Source organism: Desulfuromonas sp. DDH964, assembly GCF_001611275.1.
In the GTDB taxonomy this organism is placed as follows: domain Bacteria; phylum Desulfobacterota; class Desulfuromonadia; order Desulfuromonadales; family DDH964; genus DDH964.
Window position 1 is genome coordinate 3,881,009 of sequence record NZ_CP015080.1, and the last position, 21,185, is coordinate 3,902,193.

A 21,185-nucleotide genomic window follows, 5' to 3' on the forward strand; every position below is an offset into this window, starting at 1 on the left:
TGCCATGAAAAGACTGTTTCCCCTGCTTCTGTTTCCGGTCCTCCTCGGCCTGGTTCTGGCCGGCCCTGCCCTCGGTGAGGACAAGCCCGACCCGCTGGCGGCCTGGAAACCGAAGTTTGACCCCGCCGGCGCCGCGTACACCTACATCCTCTCCAACGTCTCCCACCCGGCGATCGAAGGGGTCGGGGTCGGCTACCGGATCCGCGACCGGGTCTGGGAACTCTCCAAGGGGCGCCTTTATGTCGACTTCCGCCCGCTGGCCCAACTCGGCGGCGAGAAGGACGTGATCAGCAAGCTCAAGCTCGGCGCGGTCCAGGGGATGCTGAGCTCCTCGGTCGCCGCCGCCAACGTCGCCGACCGCCTCGGTATCGTCAACCTCCCCTATGTCATCGACACCTTCGACAAGCTCGATAAATTCCGCAGCACGCCGGAGCTCTGGCAGCCCTTCAGTGAGGCGGCCCTCGCCCAGGGGATCATGGTCCCCGACATCACCGGCTACGGCACCTACGGCTGGGCCACCACCACTCCGGTGCGCAACCTCAACGACGCCAAGACCGTCAATTTCCGCATCGCCGAAGCTCCGGTCAACGCCGACATCTACAAGGCCTGGGGCCTCAAGTTCACCGTCATGCCCTGGCCCGACGTGCCCCAGGCGCTGCAGACCGGGGTCATCAACGGCCTTGACCACACCCCCACCGTCTGCAACATCACCAAGAAATTCACCATCGCCAAGTACTTCACCGAGGTCAACTACGCCCAGGGGCTCTTCGTTCACCTGATGAACAAGCGCTGGTTCGACAAGCTCCCCGCCGATCTGCAGCAGGTCCTGATGCAGGCGATCACCGAGGAGAGCGCCAAGACCCGGACGGCGACCCGTCAGCAGCAGGCCGACCAGATCGCCAGGGCCAAGGAAGCCGGCGTCGAGTTCATCCACCTGGCGGATGCCGACCGCGCCCAGCTGATCAAGGAGGCGGCCCCGGTCTACCAGGCCTGGGGTGAAAAGATCGGCGCCGATTACCTCAACCAGGTACGCACTACCCTCGGCAACTGAGCCGCAGACGACCCCTTGAACACCGGCCGGGGAGGCATTTCCTCCCCGGCCCTTTTTACGGATGACCATGCTGAAGAAAACCTTTTCCACCATCGATCGGGGCCTGGCGTTCATTGAGGACTGGACCCTCTTCCTTACCGTGGCTACCGCCCTGGTCTCGGCGATGGCGAACGTCATCCTGCGCAAGCTGACCAACGACGTCAACCTCTACTGGTCCGACGAGGTGGTGCGCAAGGTCATCTTCATCTCCACCTATATCGGCTGCGTCGCCGCCATCCGCCACCGCTCGCTGATCCGCATCGATGCCCTGCCGCAGCTGCTGCCGATCCTGAAGAAACCGCTTAACATCCTCAGCCACCTGGTGGTGCTAGTCTTTTCCGGCACGGTCTTCTGGCTCGGCCTGCAGCTGACCCGGATGATGTACCTCGACACCTATGCCAGAACCGCCACCCTCGGCATTGCCGAATGGTACTTCTACGCCATCCTCCCCCTGATGGGAGTGATGATGGTGGTGCGCACGCTGCTGGTGATGATCGAAGACCTGCGTGGGGGAGGGAGTCCGTCATGACCGTCAACTACCTGATGATCGCGGCACTCCTTCTCGGCACCATGGCGGCCACCGTGCCGGTCTTCATGGCCCTCTTTTTCACCGGGCTGGTCGGCCTGGTCTGGGGCGTCGGCATCGACCCGCAGATCGTCATTGAGGTCCTCTACCGCAGCATGGACAAGTTTGCCCTGATCGTGGTCCTCTTCTTCGTCCTCTGCGGCAACATCATGACCACCGGCAGCATCGTACAGAAGCTGATCAAGACCGCCAATGTGCTGGTCGGGTTTCTTCCCGGCGGCCTGGCGATGGCCGGTATCCTCGCCTGCGGTTTTTTCGGCGCCATTTCCGGCTCGACGGTCGCCACCGTGGTCGCCATCGGCGGGTTCATGATCCCGGCGCTGATCGAGAACAACTACGACGAGAAATTCAGCGTCGGCGTGATGACGACGGCGCCGATTCTCGGCATCGTCATTCCCCCCTCCATCGCCATGATTCTCTACGCCATGGTGACCAACGATCCCCTCGAGGCGCTCTTTTTGACCGGCTTCATCCCCGGGCTTCTCATCATCGCCGGGATGTCCCTCTATGCCTATGTCTACTGCAAGCGCCAAAACCTGCCGACCCGGGAACGCCCCTCCCTGAAGGAGATCCTTTCGGTTCTGAAAGAGAGTGCCTGGGCGCTCTTTTTGCCGGTTCTCATCTTCGGTGGCATCTACTCGGGCCTGTTCACCGCCAACGAGGCGGCGGTGGTCGCCTGCTTTTACGCCTTCTTCGTCGAGATCGTTATCCATCGCGACATGAAGCTGCGGGACGTCAAGAAGGTGATCGTCTCTTCCGCCATCACCTCGGCGACGCTGCTGGTGATCGTCGCCGGCGCTTCGGTTTTCGGCGAGTACCTGACTTTCGAACAGATCCCCAATCAGATTGCCAACGCCGTAGTTGCCAACATCCAGAGTCCCTGGGTCTTTCTGCTGGCGGTCAACATCATGCTGCTCATGATCGGCATGTTCATGGACATCATCTCGGCGACGCTGATCCTGACGCCGATCTTTTTGCCGCTGCTGCACAAGTTCGGCATCAATACCATGCATTTCGGCCTGCTGATGACCATCAACCTCGGGATCGGTTACTGTACCCCCCCCCTCGGGGTCAGTCTCTACATCTCCGGGGCGGTGGTCGATCGCGACTTGGTGTACGTCTCCAAGGCGGTCCTCCCTTTTCTCCTCATCCAGATCGCCATTCTCCTGGTTCTCACCTTCTGGCCGGATTTGGTGCTGTTGCTGCCGCGCCTGGTTTACGGCTGACCAAGGAATTCCCCTATGGAACGCAAGGTCCTCGTCCCTGTCAACGAATCGGATGCCTGTGCCCGGACGATCGCCGGCATTATCGGCCGCCGCGACCGTTTTCCCGGTCCGCTGACCCTGCTGCACGTGGTCGATATCGACAAGCTCGCCTACCGGATGATTCCCGACTTCCAGGTCGAGATGATCAGGGAGCGGGCGCTTAAAGCCGGGGAACAGGTCGTCGCCAGGTGGAGCCGGAGCCTGGAGGCGGGTGGCATCGCGACCATCTCCCGGGTCGAAACCGGCAGCCCGCGCAACGACATCTGCCGCATCGCCAACGATGAAGCCTTTGACCTGCTGATTATCGGCCGACGCGGCATGGGTGAGATCCGCGACGTCCTCTTCGGCTCCGTCGCCAACCATGTCCTGCACCAGGTCCGCTGCCCGGTCCTCCTCTTCTAGCACCGGCGCCAGGCGACTTGCATTTATTCAAAAATTCGAATATATCTAGGGAAACCTTTCCTGGAGGAAGCGATGGAAATTCTTGGCCTGCTCGGTATTCTGATTGGCTGGTACGCCCTCAACCGCTGGATTCTCCCACGCTTTGGCATCACGACCTGAATCAGCCCCAGCTGTGAGCTTCCGGTGCGGAAGCCAGAGACCCCGACAACTGAAGGCGTCGACCCCCAGAAAAAGAAATGAAAAAGGGCGATCCACATAACGGATCGCCCTTTTTCATTTCTGTCCACTCAGCTTCAGCGCAGGCTGGTCGCGCACCGGGGGCAGGTGAGCATACTGGTGGAAGGGACCTTGTGCCCGCAGGTCGGGCAGTTGAACCAGTATTTGCAGGACTTGCACTGGGGTTCGGAGAGCCCCTGTTTCTTCTTGCACTTGGGGCAAAGCCGGACCATCTTTTGATGCTCGCGATATTCGGCGAAGAGGAGTCCACAACGCGGGCACTCCTCGGCGTCGCGTTTACGGATCTCCGCGCCGCAGGCCTGGTTCGGGCAGACGAAGATGGTGCCACATCCCTTGCACCAGAATTTCCCCTTTTTCACTTCTTTGCAAACCGGACATTTTTCCATGGTGGTTCACGACTCCCATTTATGGCTGCAACAGTGGACTGGAGGAGCCCATTGCCGTCAGACGAAAAAAGCCGGGCCCTTAAAGCCCGGCTTCCGGATGATTCGGGACTTGGGGGCTTAATCGATCTTGCGGAGGGCGCTCGGCGCCGAAGCGCAAACCTCACAGGGCCCTTCAGGAGCCCCCTCGATGGTGTTGCCGCAGACCTGACAGACATAATAATCGACCGCTGTGTTCTTGCCAAGGTTATCGAGGGCCCGCTGGTAGAGCTGCGCATGCACCTTCTCCACATCATTGGCATAGGTGAAACTGCGCAGAGCGGTGTCAAACCCTTCACTGGACGCCTCACGGATCATCTCGGGGTACATCTTGGTGAATTCAAAGGTCTCCCCGGAGACCGCCTCGCGCAGGTTGGCCGCCGTCGAACCGATCCCGCCAAGAACGCGCAGGTGGGCATGGGCATGCACCGTTTCCGCTTCTGCCGCAGCACGAAACAGTTTGGCGACCTGCAGATACCCTTCCTGCTCGGCCTTTTTGGCAAAGGCAAGATACTTGCGGTTGGCCTGCGACTCGCCGGCAAAAGCCTCCTGCAGATTCTTCTGGGTCTTGCTTCCGTTCATGTCTACCATCGGTCCGCTCCTTGAAAAAATTCATGGCCACTTTCGGCCAGGCTGGCTGTGATTGTACCCGCCCCGCAGCACTTGTCAACCACGCAAAGGCAACGGACCGGGGCTTTGCGGTTGCCGAACCTGGCCAATCCGTTTAGAATGGCCACACAACGCCAGGGAGGCAGCTCATGAACATCTATCAGGTCGAAAAACTGGAATGTCCGGTGACCCTTTTTCTCTGTGACGGCCATGTCCGCGAGGGGGTCATCTTTCTCAGCCCCTGCAGTGCCTCCCATTCCGGCCCCGAGACCCCCCTCGAACTCTTCAATGACGACGCGCCTTTCTTTGCCTTCCGCAAGGCCGACGATTCCTTCAGCCTGGTCAACAAGGCGACCATCTGCCACCTGCGCTTCCCGCCCGATTCCGACGCCCCTCCCACTTTCGGCCATCGCTTGCAGGTCCGCATGGTCTTTCTCGGCGGCGAAGTCCTCAAGGGGACCCTCACCCTCGAGGCCCCCGAGGGGAAGGGACGGCTGCAGGATTTTCTCAACACCCACCACGGCTTCTTTCTGCTCGACAGCGGTCCCGCCCATTACCTGGTCAACCCCCTGCTGATCTGCGAAATCGCTCCCGCCTGAATAAAAAACGGCAGCCCCCGAAGGAGCTGCCGCCTGGTTGGTTCCCGGTCAGTGCTGTGCTGCGGTCAGAAACGCCGTTCCTCCCCGGGGACGGTCGCCTGGGCGGTCAGCTGCGGCATCGCTTTGCGCATCACGAAGTTGTAGCTGTCCTTCAACTTCTTGGTGAAGAAGGCGCCGAGCCAGAGCGGGCTCCAGACCAGGCCGGCCGCCAGCCAGCCGTTGCGGGCCGAGACATCGGTCTCGTCCGCCTTGATCTGGTATTCGATCGCTTCGTAGCCCGGTTTCTCCACGGTCACGGCGAAGGAGCTGCCGGTGCTGTTGGCATATTCGTACTTGCAGGGCGTCACCCCGATCCGCTGACCATCGACTGTCACTGCGGCGCCGACCGGCTCCGAAAGGATCAGGGCCTGGTTGGCACAGGCACTGGTAAAAAAGGTTAGGACCATCAGGGCGAGCAGTTTCTTCAGCATCAAGGCAACCTCATCTCTCGTTCAGGGAAATGCTAACAGGATACGGTTCGGCCCCTTATTTTAGCAACCTTCGTGCCAAACAATTGATTTTGCGACACTTTCACCCTTGTTAAAATCCCGACCGCCGTCACAGGTCAAGGGGCCAGGAATCAGCACCCTCTTTTCAGTAGCTTATCACCCGCAATTGCCGGTGTCGGCGACTAGGGCACACCTTGATTCTTAACTGTCGTCAAACCGGAATTCCGGCAACTTTTTGACACCTGGGCATTTAACGGGCAGGATTGCCACGGTTTGTTGCAAACTGTGGCCGGGCCACCACACCCGAACCGGGTCAGAGGTCGAGATAGGCGCGCAGGTAGCGACCGGTATGGCTGCGGGAAGAGCGTGCGACCTCCTCCGGGGTCCCGACCGCAACCACCTCGCCCCCCCGGCTCCCCCCCTCAGGACCGAGATCGATGAGGTGATCGGCGGTCTTGATCACATCGAGGTTGTGCTCGATGATCACCACCGTGTTGCCGCTCTCCACCAACCGCTGCAGGACATCGAGCAGTTTCTGGATATCGGCGAAGTGGAGACCGGTGGTCGGTTCGTCGAGGATATAGATTGTGCGGCCGGTAGCGCGCTTGCCGAGCTCCTTGGCGAGCTTGACGCGCTGTGCCTCGCCACCGGAGAGGGTGGTGGCGCTCTGGCCGAGCTTGATGTAGCCGAGCCCGACATCGCGCAGTGTCTCCAGCTTGTTCCTGATCCGCGGGATATTCTCCAGGAATTTCGCGGCCTGGTTCGCCGTCATATCGAGCAGCTCGGCGATGTTCGTCCCCTTGTAGCGCACCTCCAGGGTCTCACGGTTGTAACGTGCCCCCTTGCAGACCTCGCACTGGACATAGATGTCGGGGAGAAAGTGCATCTCGATCTTGATGATGCCGTCCCCCTGGCACGCCTCGCAGCGCCCCCCCTTGACGTTGAAGGAGAAGCGGCCCGGCTTGTAGCCGCGGATTTTCGCCTCCGGCAGCTGGGCGAAGAGGTCGCGGATGTCGGTGAAGACCCCGGTGTAGGTGGCCGGGTTGCTGCGCGGGGTGCGCCCGATCGGCGACTGATCGATGTCGATCACCTTGTCGAGATATTCGAGCCCGAGGATGTCGTCGACCTTGCCCGCCTTCTCCTTGGCCCGGTAGAGGCGCTGGGCGAGGGCCTTGTAGAGGGTATCGAGAATCAGCGTCGACTTGCCGGAACCGGAGACCCCGGTGACGCAGGTCATCACCCCGAGGGGAATGGCAACATCGACCCCCTTCAGGTTGTTCTCCCGTGCGCCGCGAATGGTGAGCGAGCGCTCGCTCTTGCGCCGCCCGGCCGGAACCGGGATCGACAGCTCGCCGGAGAGATAGCGGCCGGTGAGGGAGCGCGGATCGGCGAGGATCTCCTGCGGCGTCCCCTGGGCGACCACCTCGCCGCCGTGCACCCCGGCCGCCGGCCCCATGTCGATGACATGGTCGGCTTCGAGAATCGTCTCCTCGTCATGCTCGACCACCAGGACGGTGTTGCCGAGGTCGCGCAGCCTTTTCAGGGTGTCGAGAAGGCGCCGGTTGTCGCGCTGGTGGAGGCCGATGGAGGGCTCGTCGAGGATATAAAGGACGCCGACCAGGGAGGAACCGACCTGGGTCGCGAGGCGGATGCGCTGCCCTTCGCCGCCGGAGAGGGTACCGGCGGTGCGATCGAGGGTCAGGTAGTCGAGACCGACGTGGGTGAGAAAGGAGAGGCGTTCGCGGACCTCCTTGAGGATCCGCCGGGCGATCTCCTGCTCCTTGGCGGTCAGCTCCAGTTCGCTGAAATAGCGCTCCGCCTCGACGATGGAGAGCGCCGTCACTTCGCGGATGCTGCGTCCGCCAATCCGCACGAAGAGCGATTCCTTTTTCAGTCGCGCCCCCTCGCAGGTCGGGCAGGGCATGACGTTCATGAAGCGCTCGAGATTCTCGCGCACATTCTCCGAGTCAGTCTCGTGGTAGCGCCGCTCGAGGTTGGGGATCACCCCTTCGAAGACCTTGTGGTAGAAATGGCGCCGCCCCCCCTGGTCGAAGTAAAAGCGCACCTCCTCCTTCCCCGAGCCGTGCAGCAGGACTGTCTGCAGCTTTTCGGGGAGCTGGGCAAAGGGGACATTGATATCGAAACCGTAATGATCGGCCAGTGCTTCCAGCAGTTGCTGGTAGTAAAACCCGGTGCGGCTCTCCCAGGGGGCAATCGCCCCTTCGCGCAGCGAAAGCGCCGGGTTGGGGACGACCTGCTCCGGGTCGAAGTACATCCGGGTGCCTAAGCCCGCACAGGCGGGACAGGCGCCGAAGGGGTTGTTGAAGGAGAACATCCGCGGCGTGATCTCCGGGTAGGAGATGCCGCAGTCGACGCAGGCGTGCTGCTGGGAGAAGACCAGCGACTCGCCGCCGACCACCTCCACCCGCACCAGCCCCTCGGCGAGGCGCAGGGCTGTCTCCAGTGAATCGGCGAGGCGGGTACGGACCTCCTCCTTGAGGACCAGGCGGTCGACGACCACCTCGATCGTATGCTGCTTCTTCTTGTCGAGTTCCGGCGTCTCGGCGAGCTCGTAGATTTCCCCGTCGATACGCACCCGCACGAAACCGTCCGCCTGCAGCTGCTTCAGCTCCTTGCGGTATTCTCCCTTTCGCCCGCGCACGATCGGCGCGAGGAGCAACAGCCGGGTCTTTTCCGGCCAGGCGAGGATGTGGTCGACCATCTGCTCGACGGTCTGGCTGGCGATCTCCTTGCCGCACTGGTGGCAATGGACGCGACCGACCCGGGCGAAGAGGAGCCGCAGGTAGTCGTAGATCTCGGTGACGGTGCCAACGGTCGAGCGCGGGTTCTTCGAAGTGGTCTTCTGCTCGATGGAGATCGCCGGCGACAACCCCTCGATCGACTCGACGTCGGGCTTGTCCATCTGCTCCAGGAACTGGCGGGCATAGGCGGAAAGAGACTCGACGTAACGGCGCTGCCCCTCGGCGTAGATGGTGTCGAAGGCCAGCGTCGACTTGCCCGAGCCGGAGACGCCGGTGATCACCACCAGCTGGTCACGGGGGATTTCGACGTCGATGCACTTGAGGTTGTGCTCGCAGGCGCCCTTGATAATGATCTTGTTGGTCATAAATTCAGATCCAGATCTTCGCCACAGAGGCACAGAGACCCGGAGAAAATCTTCGGTCCTGCCCTCGGGTTCTTGGGACTTCTCTGTGCCTTCGTGTCTCTGTTGCTACAGATTTTTGGCCATTTCCGCCGCCAGCTTCACCGCTGCCACCAGGCTTGCTCTGCTCGCCCGGCCGCTGCCGGCCAGATCGTAGGCAGTGCCGTGATCGACGCTGGTGCGGACGATGGGAAGGCCGAGGGTAACGTTGACGGCGTCCTCGAAGTGCAGGAGCTTCAGCGGAATCAGACCCTGATCGTGATACATGCAGATCACCGCGTCACAGGCCTGCTGCTGCACCGCGAAGTGGAACAGGGTGTCGGCGCTGTGGGGTCCGGTGGCGGCAATCCCTGCCTCCTGCGCCGCGGCAATCGCCGGCCGGATCAGGCGCGCTTCCTCGTCTCCGAAGAGCCCCCCCTCGCCGGCGTGGGGGTTGAGGGCCAGCACCGCCAGCCGTGGCTGGGCGAGACCGAAGAAGCGGCGCAGGTCGCCGTCGGTGACGCGCAGGGTGGCGAGGATCTCCGCGCGGGAGAGGGCTGCCGGCACCGCGCTCAGGGCAAGATGGGTGGTGACCAGGCAGACCTTCAGGCGCGCGCCGGCGAGCATCATTACCACCTTGTCGACCCCGCAACGGTCGGCGAGAAGCTCGGTATGGCCGGGGAAAGGGGAGCCGGCGGCATGGATCGCCGCCTTGCTGATCGGTGCCGTGACCATGCCGGCGGCGCTCCCCGCAATGCAGCGGTCGCAGGCCCATTCGATGTAGTCGACCATCGCCCGGCCGCAGGCGGCATCGGGCTGGCCGTAGACCAGGTTTTCGGCCGGCAGGGTGGAGAGCGCCTCGATGTCCAGCTGACGCGAGCCGAGGTGGAGCCGGTGGCTGGCCAGGTCGCCCACCGTCAGCTCCGCCGCTACCCCGAAGAGCCGCGCCGCGCGCTGCAGGCAGCCCGGATCCCCGGCCACCAGCAGCGGCCGGGCAAGCGGGTCGAAGGCCCCGGCAAGGAGGGCCTTGACGATGATTTCCGGGCCGACTCCGGTCGGGTCGCCCATGGTGATGATCAGGGGGCGTGACATGGGTACTTCTCCTTTGGACAAGCTCGTATCATAACCCAATTGCCGCCAGCGGGACAATGCTGCCAGCGACCCGGAAAATGAAAACCCCCGCCGGAAGGGGCGGGGGCAACGGAATTAGATAGTGACGGGTCTCAGATCCGGATATCGATGTAGGCATCCTTTTTCAACCCCTGGGCCCACTCCTTGAAACGCTCCTCGCGTTTCTGTTCCAGCAGGGTCTGCTCGATCTCCCCCTTGACACTATCGAAGTTGCGGATCGTCCCCGGCTTGCGGACATCGACCCGAAAGAGATGGAGATTGCCGTCCGGCCCCGGTACGACAGCGCTGACCTCCCCCTGCTGCAGGTTGCGGATCGCCTGGTCGAAGACCGGGGCCAGCTCCCCCTCCTTGAATATCCCCATATCGCCACCTTCGGCCCCGGCCCCTTTTTCCGCCTCGATCACGGCCGCGACCTCGGCGCCGGCGAGGAGCTGCTGGCGGGCCGCCGTGGCTGCTGCTGTGGCCGCTGTGCGCTCCGCGGCGGTTGCCCCGGCCGGGATCGGGAAAGTGATCCGGCTGATGCGCATGTAGGGGGCTTCGCGATAGTCGTCGATGTGCTCCTTGAAATAGTCGAGCAGGTCCTGGTTGGTCACCTCGACCTTGCTCTGCACCTCGCGACCGATCAGCTTGAAACGCAGGATCTGCTTGCCGAGACTCTGCTTGTAGACATCGAAGTTCATTCCCTGGGCTTCCAGCGCCGCCACCAGTTGCTCGCGGGTGAGGCGATTCTGCTTCTGGACGTCCCGGATCGCAGCCTCCACTTCGTCGTCGCTGACCTTCAGCTTGAGCTCGTCAATCTTCTGCTCGACCAGCGAGTCCTCGATCAGCCGGGAGAGGAGCTGGCTGCGCAGGTTGGCGAGTTCCAGCCCGCTGGGCCTGGCTTTCCCCTGCAGGGCGGCGTCCAGCGCTAGATCGAGCTGATGGGTTGTCACGACCCGGTCATTGACCACCGCGGCGACACCATCGACCACCTCGCCCCGCACCGGCGCTGCGAACACCCCGAGCAGCAGGGCCAGCACCATGATTCTGCCTGCCTTCATCACATTTTCCTTTAGCGTTGCTGCCATCCCCGCCCTAGAGCAGGGACCAGTTCATGTCGATTTTTGCCCGGCTGCGCAATTCCTGCAACCAGGATTGATAGGCCTGTTCCTGGCGGTCGGCCAGCAACTCGTCCCGGATCCTGTCGCGAACCTGGTCGAGGCTCAGGCGCTGGGCCGGGCGGCGTTCTTCGACCAGGAAGATGTGGTAGCCATATTCGCTGCGCACCAGATCGCTGATACGCCCCTTCGCCAGGGTGAAGACCACCTTGTCAAACTCCGGCGGCATTTCGCCGCGAGCGAAAAAGCCAAGATCTCCCCCCTGTTCAGCGTCCGGAGAGAGGGAAAATTCCTTGGCCACGGCAGCAAAGGGACGTCCCTGCTGTAACAGGGCGAGGACACGCTCCCCTTCCTCCTGGCTGCCGACGACGATCTGGCGGGCACGCACCTGGTCGGGGCGGTTGAACTCGTCCTGGTGTTCCCGGTAATAATTATCGATCTCGGCCTCGCTCACCCCGATCCGGACATCGACCGCCTGGCGCATGACCTTCTCCACCAGCAGTCCGCGCTCCAGTTCCTGGCGCCAGTCGGCAAAGGAAATCCCCCGTTCCCTGAGGACCTCGTCGAAGGATCTGTCGGGATACTCGGCGCGGTATTCCTGGATCGCCTGGTCGACCTCGGCGGGGGTTACCTTGATCTGCAGGCGTTCGGCCTCGGCGAGGGTCAATTCCTGGTCGATGACCTGGACCAGGAAGGCCCGTTCCAGCTCGTTCTTCTCGTCGGCACTCAGTTCCTGGCCGGCGGGGAGGGTTTTGGCGAACTCGCGGCGAAACTGGTCGAGGGTCACGGTGCGGTTGTCGACCCGGACCAGGACCGGCGACGAAGCTTCACCCTTTTCCTTGCAGGCAAAGAGGGGGATACAGAGAAAAATCAGAACCAGCAGGGTTTTGCTGCGCAGTAGGCACATAAGCTTCCGATCCACGGCGGGCGAATGCTCGGGGGAGGTCAGGCCGGCGGCGAGGGGCCGCGGAGAGTCAGGCTAGCACAGTCAAAGAAAACCGCGCAATTCTTTTTTGGCCGTCTCCAGCAGCGCCTCCGGGGTGAGCCGCCCGGTGCGGATGGTGAGCCGGAAATCGGGGCTGAACTGGTAGCGCCCCGCGGGGTCGGTGAGCAGGCCGAGAATCTTTTCCGGCGCCACCGGGGTCGCCCCGTGAAACGCCAGGGTCAGCTGGCGGCCGTCGTATTCCGCCAGCTCGATCATCAACCGCTTGAGAAGGACGCGCAGTTTCATCACCTCGAGAAGGAGCTGCCCGGGGGGCGGGATCTCGCCAAAGCGGTCGCGCAGCTCATCGGTGGCGAGGTAGATCGTCTCCTCGTCGCTAGCACTGGCCAGCTGCTTGTAGAGGACCAGCCGCTGGTTGGGATCGGGGACGTAACTCTCCGGCAGGTAGGCGGAGAGACCGAGCCGGATTTCCGGGTCGACGCGCTCCTCCCGGGCCAGGCCCCGCAGCTCGTTGATCGTCTCGTCGAGGAGTTCGGCGTACATCTCAAAGCCGATCGCCGCCACCTGGCCGGCCTGACGGGGACCGAGGAGTTCGCCGGCGCCCCGCAGTTCCAGGTCGTGGCTGGCGATGCGGAAGCCGGCGCCGAGCTCGGTCAGCTCCTGCAGGACCTTGAGCCGTTCCCGGGCTTCCCGGGTCAGGTTCCCTTCGCCGGGGATCAGCAGGTAGGCATAGGCACGCTGGCTCGAGCGACCGACCCGGCCGCGCAGCTGGTAGAGCTGCGCCAGGCCGAAGCAGTCGGCGCGGTTGATGATGATGGTGTTGGCGCGCGGGATATCGATGCCGTTCTCGATGATGGTGCTGCAGACCAGGACGTTGCTCGTCCCCTCGATAAAGCCGAGCATCACCTCCTCCAGAGCCTTCTCCCCCATCTGGCCGTGGCCGACGGCGACCTTCGCCTCGGGAACGAGGGCGCGCAGGAAATCGGCTTGGGCGTTGATGCTCTGCACCCGGTTATGGACGAAGAAGACCTGGCCGCCGCGGCGCAGCTCCCGCAGGATCGCCTCGCGAATCAGCTCCTCGTCGAAGCGGGTGACGTAGGTGCGCACTGCCAGCCGGTCGACCGGCGGGGTGTCGATCACCGACAGGTCGCGAATCCCCATCAGGCTCATGTGCAGGGTGCGCGGAATCGGCGTCGCAGTCAGCGTCAACAGGTCGACCTCGGCGCGCAGTTTCTTCAGGCGCTCTTTGTGGGCCACCCCGAAGCGCTGCTCCTCGTCGACGATCACCAGGCCGAGGTCCCTGAATTTGACATCCCGCTGCAGCAGCCGGTGGGTGCCGATCAGGACATCGACCTTGCCGGCGGCAGTCCGCTCCAGAATCAGCTTCTGCTCCGCCGGGGTGCGGAACCGGGAGACCATCTCGACCTCGACCGGGGTCCCGGCAAAGCGGCTCCGGAAGGTCTCCCAGTGCTGCTTGGCGAGGACCGTGGTCGGCACCAGCACCGCTACCTGGCGGCCGTCCATGGCGACCTTGAAGGCGGCACGGATCGCCACTTCGGTCTTGCCGTAGCCGACGTCGCCGCAGATCAGCCGGTCCATCGGCTGTTCCGCCTGCAACCCGGCGAGGACGTCGTCGATCGCGGCCTGCTGGTCGGCGGTCTCCTCGTAGGGAAACCCCGCTTCGAACTCCCGGAAGTGGCGGTCGGGAGGGGGGTAGGGGGGGCGGTGGTTCATCGCCCGCCGGGCATAGATGCGCAGCAGCTCCCGCGCCAGCTCTTCGACCGCCGCGCGCGCCTTGAGCTTCGCCTTCTCCCAGCCCTGGCCGCCCATCTTGTCGAGGTGGGGCTGGTGCCCCTCCCCCCCGACGTACTTGGAGACCTTTTCGATGCGATCGACCGGAACGTAGAGGCGATCGTCCCCGGCATATTCGAGGAGGAGGTAGTCCCCTTCGGTCTGGCCGGTCACGAGGTGAACGAGACCGCGAAAGCGGGCGATGCCGTGATCGGCATGCACGGCAAAATCACCTTCGCGCAGTTCGGCGAGGGTGGAGAGGAGCGCCTTGGCCCGCGCGGCGCCGCGATCGCGGCGCCGCACCCGGGGACCGAAGATCTCCTCCTCGGCGATCACCACCAGCCGCTCATCGGGGAGGCGGAAGCCGGCGCCAAGGTCGCCGACGGTGAGCAGGAGCCGTCCGGGACGCACCTGCGCCAGCCCGGCCGCCGGATCGAGATCGATCGGCAGCTGCTCCCCCTGCAGCAGATCGGCAAGGCGCTCGGCCTGGCCGCGCTGATGGCAGACCACCAGCACCCGCCACCCCTCCGTCAGCCAGCCCCGCAGCTGGCCGGCCAAAGGAGCAAGGCCGTCCGCGCCATCGCCGAGGCCGCGCCGCAGATCCAGATTCCCCTCGGCGCGCACCCGGTAGACCGGGTGTTCCGCATCGAGCTGGTAGAGCTCCAGGGGAGAAAAATCGATCCGCGGCCGGCCGGCCAGCTCCCGCTCCAGATCCCGGGGGGTCAGGAAGAGATCGGCGGCGGCGACAAAGGGCTCGCCGCGATGAGCGGCACGGGCTTCCCCCTCGGCAACCTCGGTCGCGAAACGGTCGGCTTCCTGGAGAATGGCCGGCGGGTCGACGACGACCCAGCGGGCGCTGGGGGCATAGGCGGTCAGGGAGTCGAGCGCGGGATAGTTGCAGGGGAGGAGAAACGCCCGTCCGGGCGCCAGGATTCCTTCCCGGGCCTCATCGAGGACCGCCTCGCGGACGGTCCGCGGCAGGCCGAGGGTGTCGCAGCGCTCCTTGAGTTTGCGGGCGAAGGTTTCGAGATGGTCGCCGGCGAGGACCAGCTCCCGGGCCGGAAGGAGCATCAGCTCCTCGAGTTCCTCGTTGCCCGAACGCTGGGTGGAAGGGTCAAAGGGGCGCATGCGCTCGATGTAGTCCCCGAAAAACTCTATGCGCACCGGGGTGGAGCGGGTCGGCGGGAAGATGTCGAGCAGATCGCCCCGCACCGAGAAGGTGCCGCGATCCTCGACCAGGGGGACGGCCTGGTAGCCGAGCTCAAGGAGCCGTTGCAGCAGGGGAGGGCGGGGATATTCCTCCTCCACCACCAGCCGTTCGCAAAGTCCGGCCAGCGCCTGGCGGGGAATCACCCGCTGCAGCAGGCTCCGCACCGGCACCACCAACGCCCGCGCCCGCCCTTCGTGAAGGGCGGCGAGAGCGGCAAGGCGCTCCGCCTCGACTTCCGGGTGCGGCGCCAGCGGCTCGAAGGGTCCGACCTCCCAGTGCGGGAAATGGAAGATTTCGCCGCTGCGGCCATGACAGAAGGCAAGATCCGCCGCCAGCCGGGCCGCTTCCTTCTGTCCGGCGGTCAGAATCAGCAGGGTTTCATTGCTGGCCGCCAGCAGCCCGGCCAGCAGCCAGGCGCCGCTGGTGCCGACCAGGCCGAGAACCTCGCTGCGCCCCCGAGTGGCGAGCACCCCCTCGACAAAGGCTTTGCGGGTGGCGTGGGCAACCTGATGATGGTCGATCGGATTCGAATCCATGGTCAAGGGCCATGCCCCGGTTGGGCAGCGCGGCACTCCTCTGGTCTGGCAGGCAAAGAGACGGGGCGTGCCAGTGCACGCCCCTGAAAAAGATCGGTTGGTTGGTGACTAGTCCCGCGGCACCGCGAGCATCCGCTCCAGGCTTCCCCGGGCGCGAGCGGCGACATCGGCGGGAACGGTAATCTGCGGGCTCATATGCTGCAGGCAGCTGAGGACATCCTCCAGGGAGGTCAGCTTCATGTTCGGACAGATCAGGCGTGAGGTCGGCAGGATGAAGCTCTTCTCCGGGTTCTCGCGCCGCAACCGGTAAAGGATGCCGGCCTCGGTGCCGACGATGAACTTCTGTGCCGGACTGGTCCTGACGTAATCATACATGCCGCTGGTCGAACAGATGTGGTGGGCACGCCGGAGGATTTCGGGCGCACACTCGGGATGGGCCAAAAAGAGCGCATCGGGGTGTTCGGCCAGAGCCCGCTCGACGTCGGCGACCTGGAGCCGCTCATGGGTCGGACAGTAGCCGTCCCAGAAATAGCAGGTCTTGCTCGTCTGGCCGGCGATGTAGCGCCCGAGGTTGCGGTCGGGGACGAGGAGCACCTCGTCGGCGTCGAGGGAATTGACCACCCGCACCGCGTTGGCGCTGGTGCAGCAGATGTCGCTCTCGGCTTTGACGGCGGCGCTGGAATTGACGTAGGTGACGACCGTCGCCCCGGGATGTCTGGTTTTCATCGCCCGCAGGCCTTCGGCCGTGACCATGTCGGCCATCGGGCAGCCGGCATCGGGCCTGGGGAGGAGGACAATTTTGTCCGGCGCCAGGATCGCTGCACTTTCCGCCATGAAATGGACGCCGCAAAAAACGATTACGGCGCGGTCGGTGCGCGCCGCCTCGAGGGACAGCCCGAGGGAATCCCCGGTGATGTCCGCCAGTTCCTGGATTTCGTCGCGCTGATAGTTATGCGCCAGCAGCAGGGCATTGCGCTCCCGGGCCAGGCGCCGGATCTCGTCCTTGATCTCTTGCTGACTCTTCATGAAGGTCCTTCCACAGGTTCGATGTGCGCCGTATACTAGTTCAAAACCCCTGATATGTCAAACCTTTATCGGCGAATCCGGCCTTGACAGGGGCTTCGATTGGGGCTATTCTCAGCGGGCCTGAAACAACCTCTTTCTTTCAAGGACTTCCCGTTATGTTCGGAATCGGCATGCCCGAGCTCCTGCTGATCCTGGCCCTTGCCCTGATCGTCATCGGCCCGAAGAAACTCCCCGATATCGCCCGTGCCCTCGGTCGCGGCTTCGCCGAATTCAGGCGCGCCACCGACGAGTTGAAGACCTCCTTCCACGAGGAGGTTCGAACTGCCGAAACCAAGAAGCGCCTGCTCGAGGAAGGCAAAATCCATCCCCCCGGCGCCGCCCGCAAAGAGGCGGAGGGCGGGTCGGAAGAAGCGGGCCCCGCGGACGACCCCTATCGGACCGCCCGGGAAGAGCGGGCGGCGGCCCCGAGCGAGGATGCCGGAAATGAGCGATGAAAGCCTCCCCTTTACCAAGCACCTGGAGGAGTTGCGGCGCCGCCTGATCATCGCCGCCGGGTCCTGGCTGGTCGCCTTCATCGCCTGCTACAGCTACTCGGAACAACTCTTCCAGTTCATTTCCGGGCCGGTGCGGGCCGCCCTGCCGGCAGGAAGCTCGCTGGTCTTCATCAACGCCACCGAACCCTTCTTCACTTACCTGAAGATCGCGGCCCTGACCGGCCTGCTCATTGCCCTGCCGGTCATCTTCTGGCAGCTCTGGGGCTTTGTCGCGCCCGGGCTCTATGCCCATGAAAAGAAGCTCGCCGTCCCCTTCGTCTTTGCCAGTACGCTCTGCTTCGGGGCCGGGGCCTATTTCGGCTTTCGCTTCGTCTTTCCCACCATCTTCACTTTTCTCATCAATTATGGTACCAGCAGCGGCGAAATCAGCGCCATGCTCTCCATGGGGCAGTACCTCGCCCTGTCGAGCAAGCTGCTGCTCGCCTTCGGTCTCGTCTTCGAGCTGCCGATCATCATCTTTTTCCTCGCCCGCATGGGCATTGTCGACCATCTCTGGTTGCGCCGCAACCGCAAGTATGCACTGATCGCCGCCTTTGTCATCGGCGCCATCCTGACCCCGCCCGATGTCTTTTCCCAGACCGCCCTGGCCCTGCCGTTCATCATCCTCTACGAAGTCGGAATCTGGGTCGCCTTCTTCTTTGGTAAAAAAAGGGCGCGCGAAGCCAAAGATTCCGGCCCCGGAGAAGCAGGCTGAATGCGCAACTGAGGAGGGCCGGTTTCTTTCAAGCAGGGGCAACCGGTGACGGCGCCATGTCGGCCCTGAGCTGGTGGACCAGCCGGTTTTTGCCGCCCCGCTTCGCCTGATACATCAAGTCGTCAGCTGCCCGGACCAGGCTGTCGAGATCGTCCTCAAAGCCGTCGAAAGTAACCGCCCCGATACTGAAGGTGACCGGCCAATCGCCCTCTCCCATCGCTGACAGCAACTCCCGCTGAATTTTTTGCAGAGCTTCGCCCCCCGCACTGAACCCGGTCTCCGGCAACAGCAGTGCGAACTCGTCCCCGCCCAGACGCGCCGCCACATCGATACTGCGGAGCTGCCGCTTCAGGTTGCGGGCAACGGCCTGGAGCAACTGATCACCGGCGCCATGACCAAACGAGTCGTTGACCTGCTTGAAGTTGTCGAGGTCGAAATAGGCGAGGGTGTAAGCCCGGCCATAGCGGGCGGCGCGCTGCGCCTCGTCTCCCAGACGCTGATAAAAGATGCGGCCGTTGACCAGGCCGGTCAGGGTATCGGTCCCGGCCAGCGCCTGCTGGAGGCGCAAAAGGCCCCTGACCCGCAGCACGAGGTGACTGACGAGGAGAAAGAAACCGAAACGCACCAGGGCATTCCAAAAGGGCGCCCATGCATTATAATAACTTCTGTTTGCCACCTCCGCCGCCATCCAGACCAGGGCGGCGAGCAGGGCACAGCTGTAGGTCTCCTCGCGCCGGGCGTACCAGGCCAGGAGCAGGAGCGGTGCAACGTAGAAGAGCGAGAAGGAGAGCTCTTCGCCCGTCCAGTAATTGATCAGGCCAAGAAGTAGGGTGGCAGAAAGGGCCACAACGACCAGCCATGGCCGCGAAAGCCGCTCCAGCTTGCGGTTGATCCGATCGGTAAGGGTCATGGGACGATCACCCGGGCACCGGATCGTGATCGCCACGGTAAGGGGTCCAGAGGATATCCTCGCGACCGCCGTCATTGCAGAGCCGTGCCCAGACGAAACAAAGGTCGGAGAGCCGGTTGAGATAGGTCAGAGCGTGGGGATTGAAGGTCTGCCTGCCAGCGCTCTCTTCGCTCACCCGGGCTTCGATGACGGTACGCTCGGCCCGGCGGGCGACGGTTCGCACCAGGTGCAGGGTGGCCGCAGCACGGCTCCCCCCGGGGAGAATGAAGCTGGTCAAGGGCTCGAGGCGTTCCGTTGCCGCAGCAATCAGCCCCTCCAGGCGTTGCACGTGGCCGGCGCCGATCCGGGGGAGATGCTCTTCCTTTTCCGGGTCCCCGAGCGGAGTCGCCAGGTCGGCGCCGAGATCGAAAAGTTCCTGCTGCAGGCGTTGTACCTCGGCCGCCAAACCCGCGGGCAGCACCTCCAGGCGCACCAGGCCAAGCAGGCAATTGACTTCATCGACGGTCCCATAGGCGGCAACCCGGGGTGCATGCTTGGGGACCCGGCTCCCATCCGCCAGGCTGGTCTCGCCGCGGTCGCCACCACCAGTGGTAATGCGATCAAGTCGAACCATCGTCTCCTCCCGGTTCAGGTAAAAGGTTTTCAGGTTAGGAATCCGCGACTTTCACTTCGAAACCCAGGTCATATTGCCGATGCCAGCTGCACTCAACATCCAGGATTTGCGCAAAAGCTTTGCCGGCACCCCTGCAGTCGCCGGAATCTCCCTGCAGATCGCCCGGGGGGAGATTTTCGGGCTGCTCGGTCCCAACGGCGCAGGGAAGAGCACGACCATCAACATGGTCGCCGGTATTACCCGGATCGATGCCGGCAGCATCGCCGTCTTCGGCCATGACAACCGCACCGAGTACCGCATCGCCCGGCGCCTGATCGGGGTCATGCACCAGGAGATCGTCATCGACAATTTCTTTACGATCGACCAGGCGCTCCGCTTTCACAGCGGCTATTACGGCGTCCCGGACCACCCGCCGTGGCGGCGGGAGTTGATCGACCGCCTCGGTCTCGGCCCCCATCTGCACAAGACGATGATCAAGCTCTCCGGGGGACTGAAGCGCCGCTTCATGGTCGCCAAGGCGCTGATCCACCGCCCGCCGCTTCTCATCCTCGATGAACCGACCGCCGGCGTCGACGTGGAACTTCGCCACACCCTCTGGGAGTTTGTCCGCGAAATCAACCAGACCGGTACCACGATCCTGCTCACCACCCACTATCTGGAAGAGGCCGAGCAGATGTGCGGCCGGATTGCTATCATGAACCATGGCGAGATCGTGGCTCTTGACCGCACCGCCTCCCTCCTCAGTCGACTCGGCAACCGCGAAATCCGGGTGCAACTGCAACAGCCCCTTGCGGCCCTGCCGCCCAAACTCACCGACCTCGGTGCCCGTCTCGACAAGAACGGCCTGTGCCTCGATATCCCCCTGCAGCACGGTCAGGGTGCCGGTGAGGCCCTGGCCCTCCTCTGCCACCACGGGCTGGCAGTGGCCGACATCGAGACCCGCAGTGCCGGCCTGGAGGAGGTATTTCTCAAACTGACCGGCCGCGGGCCGAACCGGGAGCGTTAATGATGGAACAACGCAGCTATATTTACTGGCTCCCCTTCTATACCCTGCTGCAAAAGGAGGTGCGCAGGTTCTGGCGGGTCGCTTCGCAAACCCTTCTGACACCGATCATTACCGCCTCCCTCTACCTCTTCGTCTTCGGCGCCACCCTTGGCGAACGGATCAGTGTCCTGCCCGGGTTCAATTATGCCCAGTTTGTCATCCCCGGGCTGATTCTCATGGGAGTAATCAACAACTCCTTTGCCAATACCTCTTCCAGCCTCTTCATGGCCCGTTATCTTGGCAACATCGTCGACCTGCTGGTCACGCCACTCACCCCCGCCCAGTTTATCCTTGCCTATACCCTGGCGGCAATGCTGCGTGGACTGCTGGTCGGCCTGGCAACCTTGCTGATTTCCATCTTTTTCGCCAGCCTCCCCTGGGCTCATCCCTTCCTCGCCATGGTCATGGCGGTTATCGCCAGCCTGCTCTTTTCCCAATTCGGGATGATTGCCGCCATCTATGCCCACAACTTTGACACCTTGTCAATGTTCTCGAATTTTATCATCCTCCCGCTGATCTATCTCGGCGGGGTTTTCTATCCGATTTCGATACTTCCCCAGCCCTGGGCGCAGCTCTCCCATCTCAACCCCCTTTTTTACCTGATTGACGGCTTTCGTCACGCCATTCTTGGCCGTGGCGACCTCTCCCTGGCGACCGCCCTTGGCGTCAGTGCGCTGATGGCGGCGACGCTCTTCTGCTGGGCAGCGCTGCTGATTGCCCGGGGGGTCCGCCTCCGCAACTAGATGCAAAGACGGCTGGTGAAGAGAGCGGCAGCGCTGCCCACCTCACCAGCCA

Annotated in this window: 20 protein-coding genes; 9 read left to right on the forward strand and 11 right to left on the reverse strand. The window is 63.4% G+C overall.

Translation table 11 applies throughout. The annotated features are described in order from the left end of the window. Positions 1–4: 4 nt before the first annotated feature. The 4 genes from DBW_RS17690 to DBW_RS17705 all read left to right on the forward strand — a co-directional run bounded on the left by DBW_RS17690 (position 5) and on the right by DBW_RS17705 (position 3,343). Positions 5–1,051 (forward strand): TRAP transporter substrate-binding protein, encoded by a 1,047-nt coding sequence (locus tag DBW_RS17690; protein WP_066729484.1) that lies wholly within the window; start codon positions 5–7, stop codon positions 1,049–1,051. A gap of 67 nt (positions 1,052–1,118) precedes the next feature. Further along, a complete protein-coding gene (locus DBW_RS17695) occupies positions 1,119–1,619 on the forward strand; it encodes a TRAP transporter small permease (RefSeq protein WP_066729904.1) in 501 nt (166 codons plus the stop codon). Next, entirely contained in the window at positions 1,616–2,902 is a 1,287-nt protein-coding gene (locus DBW_RS17700) for a TRAP transporter large permease (protein ID WP_066729485.1), read from the forward strand. Before DBW_RS17695 ends, DBW_RS17700 begins: the two co-directional genes overlap by 4 nt. Before the next feature lie 15 nt (positions 2,903–2,917). Further along, positions 2,918–3,343, forward strand: a complete 426-nt coding sequence (locus DBW_RS17705; protein WP_066729489.1) for a universal stress protein — start codon at positions 2,918–2,920, stop codon at positions 3,341–3,343. 293 nt (positions 3,344–3,636) lie between these two features. Here the strand turns inward: DBW_RS17705 and DBW_RS17710 are convergent, their stop codons facing one another. Together DBW_RS17710 and DBW_RS17715 are read right to left on the reverse strand one after the other, a co-directional pair. Further along, the gene (locus DBW_RS17710) at positions 3,637–3,966 is read right to left on the reverse strand and encodes a hypothetical protein (protein ID WP_066729491.1); all 330 of its coding nucleotides are present in this window, start codon (positions 3,964–3,966) and stop codon (positions 3,637–3,639) included. A gap of 117 nt (positions 3,967–4,083) precedes the next feature. Further along, entirely contained in the window at positions 4,084–4,593 is a 510-nt protein-coding gene (locus tag DBW_RS17715; RefSeq protein ID WP_066729493.1) for a rubrerythrin family protein, read from the reverse strand. Between the two features lie 167 nt (positions 4,594–4,760). Between DBW_RS17715 and DBW_RS17720 the strand changes: the two genes are divergently transcribed. After that, positions 4,761–5,210: a hypothetical protein gene (locus DBW_RS17720; protein WP_066729494.1), complete on the forward strand. Its 450-nt coding sequence runs from the start codon at positions 4,761–4,763 to the stop codon at positions 5,208–5,210. A 65-nt stretch (positions 5,211–5,275) separates the two neighbouring features. Here DBW_RS17720 and DBW_RS17725 read toward each other — a convergent pair whose 3' ends face one another. The 7 genes from DBW_RS17725 to nadA form a co-directional block, all read right to left on the reverse strand. Further along, the gene (locus tag DBW_RS17725; RefSeq protein WP_066729495.1) at positions 5,276–5,680 is read right to left on the reverse strand and encodes a PEGA domain-containing protein; all 405 of its coding nucleotides are present in this window, start codon (positions 5,678–5,680) and stop codon (positions 5,276–5,278) included. 331 nt (positions 5,681–6,011) lie between these two features. Further along, entirely contained in the window at positions 6,012–8,825 is a 2,814-nt protein-coding gene (uvrA, locus tag DBW_RS17730; RefSeq protein ID WP_066729496.1) for an excinuclease ABC subunit UvrA, read from the reverse strand. A 105-nt stretch (positions 8,826–8,930) separates the two neighbouring features. Next, entirely contained in the window at positions 8,931–9,932 is a 1,002-nt protein-coding gene (gene pdxA, locus DBW_RS17735) for a 4-hydroxythreonine-4-phosphate dehydrogenase PdxA (RefSeq protein WP_066729498.1), read from the reverse strand. Between the two features lie 131 nt (positions 9,933–10,063). Next, positions 10,064–11,011 (reverse strand): SurA N-terminal domain-containing protein, encoded by a 948-nt coding sequence (locus DBW_RS17740; protein ID WP_066729500.1) that lies wholly within the window; start codon positions 11,009–11,011, stop codon positions 10,064–10,066. A 34-nt stretch (positions 11,012–11,045) separates the two neighbouring features. Next, positions 11,046–11,975 (reverse strand): peptidylprolyl isomerase, encoded by a 930-nt coding sequence (locus tag DBW_RS17745; protein WP_066729502.1) that lies wholly within the window; start codon positions 11,973–11,975, stop codon positions 11,046–11,048. An 81-nt stretch (positions 11,976–12,056) separates the two neighbouring features. Further along, positions 12,057–15,548: a transcription-repair coupling factor gene (gene mfd / locus DBW_RS17750; protein ID WP_066729906.1), complete on the reverse strand. Its 3,492-nt coding sequence runs from the start codon at positions 15,546–15,548 to the stop codon at positions 12,057–12,059. 108 nt (positions 15,549–15,656) lie between these two features. Next, the gene (gene nadA, locus DBW_RS17755) at positions 15,657–16,574 is read right to left on the reverse strand and encodes a quinolinate synthase NadA (protein ID WP_066729504.1); all 918 of its coding nucleotides are present in this window, start codon (positions 16,572–16,574) and stop codon (positions 15,657–15,659) included. Between the two features lie 155 nt (positions 16,575–16,729). Here nadA and tatB point away from each other — a divergent pair, with 155 nt between their 5' ends. Both tatB and tatC read left to right on the forward strand, forming a co-directional pair. Further along, entirely contained in the window at positions 16,730–17,068 is a 339-nt protein-coding gene (gene tatB / locus DBW_RS17760; protein WP_066729506.1) for a Sec-independent protein translocase protein TatB, read from the forward strand. Then, entirely contained in the window at positions 17,058–17,822 is a 765-nt protein-coding gene (gene tatC / locus DBW_RS17765) for a twin-arginine translocase subunit TatC (protein WP_066729508.1), read from the forward strand. The genes tatB and tatC overlap by 11 nt, the downstream gene beginning before the upstream one ends. A gap of 28 nt (positions 17,823–17,850) precedes the next feature. Here the strand turns inward: tatC and DBW_RS17770 are convergent, their stop codons facing one another. Both DBW_RS17770 and DBW_RS17775 read right to left on the reverse strand, forming a co-directional pair. Next, positions 17,851–18,732, reverse strand: a complete 882-nt coding sequence (locus DBW_RS17770; protein WP_066729510.1) for a GGDEF domain-containing protein — start codon at positions 18,730–18,732, stop codon at positions 17,851–17,853. A gap of 7 nt (positions 18,733–18,739) precedes the next feature. After that, positions 18,740–19,345, reverse strand: a complete 606-nt coding sequence (locus DBW_RS17775; RefSeq protein ID WP_066729511.1) for a cob(I)yrinic acid a,c-diamide adenosyltransferase — start codon at positions 19,343–19,345, stop codon at positions 18,740–18,742. A gap of 79 nt (positions 19,346–19,424) precedes the next feature. On the opposite strand from DBW_RS17775, the gene DBW_RS17780 reads away from it, so the two are divergent. Both DBW_RS17780 and DBW_RS17785 read left to right on the forward strand, forming a co-directional pair. After that, positions 19,425–20,351 (forward strand): ABC transporter ATP-binding protein, encoded by a 927-nt coding sequence (locus DBW_RS17780; protein WP_066729512.1) that lies wholly within the window; start codon positions 19,425–19,427, stop codon positions 20,349–20,351. Then, the gene (locus tag DBW_RS17785; RefSeq protein WP_066729513.1) at positions 20,351–21,133 is read left to right on the forward strand and encodes an ABC transporter permease; all 783 of its coding nucleotides are present in this window, start codon (positions 20,351–20,353) and stop codon (positions 21,131–21,133) included. Before DBW_RS17780 ends, DBW_RS17785 begins: the two co-directional genes overlap by 1 nt. Positions 21,134–21,185 lie beyond the last annotated feature (52 nt).